This is a genomic window from Microvirga sp. P4_G7 (genome assembly GCF_056401005.1).
Genome location: NZ_JBFUKD010000469.1, coordinates 1 through 3,061 on the forward strand (window position 1 = coordinate 1; position 3,061 = coordinate 3,061).

3 protein-coding genes and 1 pseudogene are annotated in these 3,061 nt (G+C 64.1%); all 4 read left to right on the forward strand.

Annotated elements, in window-relative coordinates; all coding sequences use genetic code 11:
• On the forward strand, nucleotides 1-338 hold a 338-nt coding region (locus tag AC1DT3_RS16480), incomplete at its 5' end, for a hypothetical protein (RefSeq protein WP_477466322.1).
• A gap of 95 nt (nucleotides 339-433) precedes the next feature.
• Nucleotides 434-2,434: an acetyl-CoA carboxylase biotin carboxylase subunit gene (locus AC1DT3_RS16485; RefSeq protein ID WP_477466323.1), complete on the forward strand. Its 2,001-nt coding sequence runs from the start codon at nucleotides 434-436 to the stop codon at nucleotides 2,432-2,434.
• A 4-nt stretch (nucleotides 2,435-2,438) separates the two neighbouring features.
• Nucleotides 2,439-2,849: pseudogene (locus tag AC1DT3_RS16490) on the forward strand (gamma-glutamylcyclotransferase family protein); the annotation flags it as partial.
• Nucleotides 2,850-2,962: 113 nt separating this feature from the next.
• Nucleotides 2,963-3,061 (forward strand): acylphosphatase (locus tag AC1DT3_RS16495; RefSeq protein ID WP_477466324.1); only part of this gene is annotated, 99 nt, incomplete at its 3' end.

Consider the following 3,061-nt stretch of genomic DNA (forward strand, 5'->3'; position numbering starts at 1 on the left):
CGCTTCGTGATTCCCTTAAGGTATGCGGCCTGACCTCCCGCCCCGAGGTGGAAGCTCTTCTGGCCTTGCACCGAAGCCTGGAGGCGGAGGGGATCTGGCGCGATGCCTTGAGTGACCTCGTCGTCGAATTCGTCATGCGGAAGGCGGGCTCGCGGGGTGTCGTGTCGGGCGAGGAGTCCATGTGGCTGACGACGGTGCTCGATCTGTGCGGGCCCGGCGAGACGGCCATGGCCATCGCGCTCACGATCCTCGAGCGCGCAAAGCATGTGGATTCGATTCTTCTGGAATTCATCATGCGCGGCCGCCAGCACGCCCGGTCGCAAAGTCTCGCGGCCTGACACCCTCATCCCCCACCGGCGAAGTCCCGGCTTTTCGAACGCTCGCTTGTGCAGTAACCAGGGTCTGCCTTTTCGGCTGAAGCGTTTGAGGGCTCATGTTCGCCAAGATACTGATCGCCAATCGGGGCGAGATCGCGTGCCGGGTCATCAAGACGGCCCGTCGCATGGGCATCAAGACGGTCGCCGTCTATTCGGATGCGGATCGCGATGCATTGCACGTGGCGATGGCCGACGAGGCGGTGCATATCGGGCCAGCGCCCGCCGCTGAATCCTATCTGGTGATCGAGAAGATCGTCGATGCCTGCCGGCAGACGGGGGCGGAGGCCGTGCATCCAGGCTACGGGTTCCTGTCCGAGCGCGAAGCGTTTGCGAAGGCTCTCGCGGAAGCAGGCATCGTCTTCATCGGGCCGAACCCCGGTGCCATCGCCGCGATGGGCGACAAGATCGAATCGAAGAAGGCGGCCGCCGCGGCGAAGGTCTCGACAGTGCCGGGACATCTCGGCGTGATCGAGGGTCCCGAACAGGCCGTCACCATCGCAGACGAGATCGGCTATCCGGTGATGATCAAGGCGTCGGCCGGCGGCGGCGGCAAGGGCATGCGCATCGCGTACGCCGCCAATGAAGTCGCCGAGGGTTTTGCCCGCGCGAAATCGGAGGCGGCGTCGTCGTTCGGCGACGATCGCGTCTTCATCGAGAAGTTCATCACCGATCCCCGCCATATCGAGATCCAGGTGCTCGGCGACAAGCATGGCAACGTGATCTATCTCGGCGAGCGCGAATGCTCGATTCAGCGCCGCAATCAGAAGGTCATCGAAGAAGCGCCGTCGCCATTGCTCGACGAAGCGACCCGCAAGCGCATGGGTGAGCAGGCGGTCGCGCTCGCCAAGGCTGTCGGCTACGATAGCGCGGGCACCGTCGAATTCGTCGCCGGACAGGACAAGTCGTTCTATTTCCTCGAGATGAACACACGCCTCCAGGTCGAGCATCCGGTGACCGAGATGATCACCGGCGTCGATCTCGTCGAGGAGATGATCCGGGTCGCCGCCGGCGAAAAGCTGCGGATCAAGCAATCCGACGTGACATTGAACGGCTGGGCGGTGGAGAGCCGCATCTATGCGGAAGATCCGGTTCGCGGTTTTCTCCCGTCGACCGGACGCTTGGTGATCTACCAACCGCCTGAGGAGGACGAAGCAGACGGCGTCACGATCCGCAACGATACCGGCGTCTACGAGGGCGGCGAGATCTCGATCTTCTACGATCCCATGATCGCCAAGCTCGTGACTCACGCACCGACACGCGAGGAGGCGATCGACGCTCAGGCCCACGCGCTCGATGCATTCGCCATCGACGGTATCCGCCACAACATCCCGTTTCTCGCCACGCTGATGCAGCACCAGCGCTGGCGCGACGGAAAGCTCTCGACCGGCTTCATCGCCGAGGAATTCCCGGACGGCTTTTCCGTTCCGGCGCCGACGGGCGACGCCGCACGCCGCATGATCGCCGTCGCGGCCGCGATCGATCACCTGCAGAACGAACGCAAGCGCATGATCTCGGGCCAGATGAGGCCCGCCGGCGCCGTCAGGTTCTCCCGCGAACGCGTCGTCATGTTGGGACGAGAGCGCCACGATGTGATCGTCGAGGATATCGACGGCGGCATCGCCATCCTCATCGCCGGAGAGGCCTGGCCCATTCTGTCGGGATGGCATCCGGGCGAGCCGGTATGGTCGGGCGCGGTTGGCGGCGAGGATGTGGCGATGCAGGTTCGCCCTCTGCTCAACGGCCTCGCGCTATCCCATGCGGGCACGGCCGCCGAGATCCGCGTCTACACCCACAAGGAAGCCGAACTTGCCGCGCTGATGCCTGACAAGATCGTCGCCGACACCGGCAAGGTGCTTCTCTGTCCGATGCCGGGTCTCGTCAAGGCGATCAGCGTCCGGCAAGGGCAGGAGATCAAGGTCGGCGAGCCGCTTTGCATCGTCGAGGCCATGAAGATGGAAAACGTGCTGCGCGCCGAACGCGATGGAACGGTTGCCAAAATCCTGGCCAAAGAGGGCGATAGCCTCGCGGTCGACGCCGTCATCATGGAATTTGCATAGATCGATGCCGCTCTATTTCGCCTATGGGTCCAATATGGACCGCGCTGCCATGGCTCAGCGATGTCCCGCATCGAAAGTCGTCGGCGTCGCGCGCCTGATGCGCCATCACTTCTTCATCTCGAGCGACGGGTACGCCTCCGTCGCGCGCGATCCGCGGCGCGTGGTCTGGGGCGTTCTCTGGGACTTGGCCTTCAGCGACATACCGGCGCTCGATCGTTACGAAGGCGTGTCGACGGGCCTCTATACGAAAATCGACCAGCCGGTGCTTTCGCACCAGGGGCCGCGTCGGTCGATCATCTATCTCGGCCGTACGGTGAAGCCGGGAGCGCCCAAACCGGGCTATATGGAGGATGTGGTGAGCGCGGCGCGGGAGGCCGGACTTCCGCAGGATTACCTGCAGAGCCTCGAAGTCTGGTTGCCGCATGCCACCGCCGCGGCGACCTCGGTGCCTCAGCCGGCACAGTCGCGGGTTCGTCCGATCTGGGGCGCTCCCACCAGCACGTTGGGGCGCCCGAAGGGAGGTTGAGCGTGGAACGATACGTTCTTGTTCGCATTCACGGACGGGTTCAGGGCGTCGGATTCCGCGCCTGGGTTCACCATCAGGCCGAGCTGAGAGGTCTCAAGGGC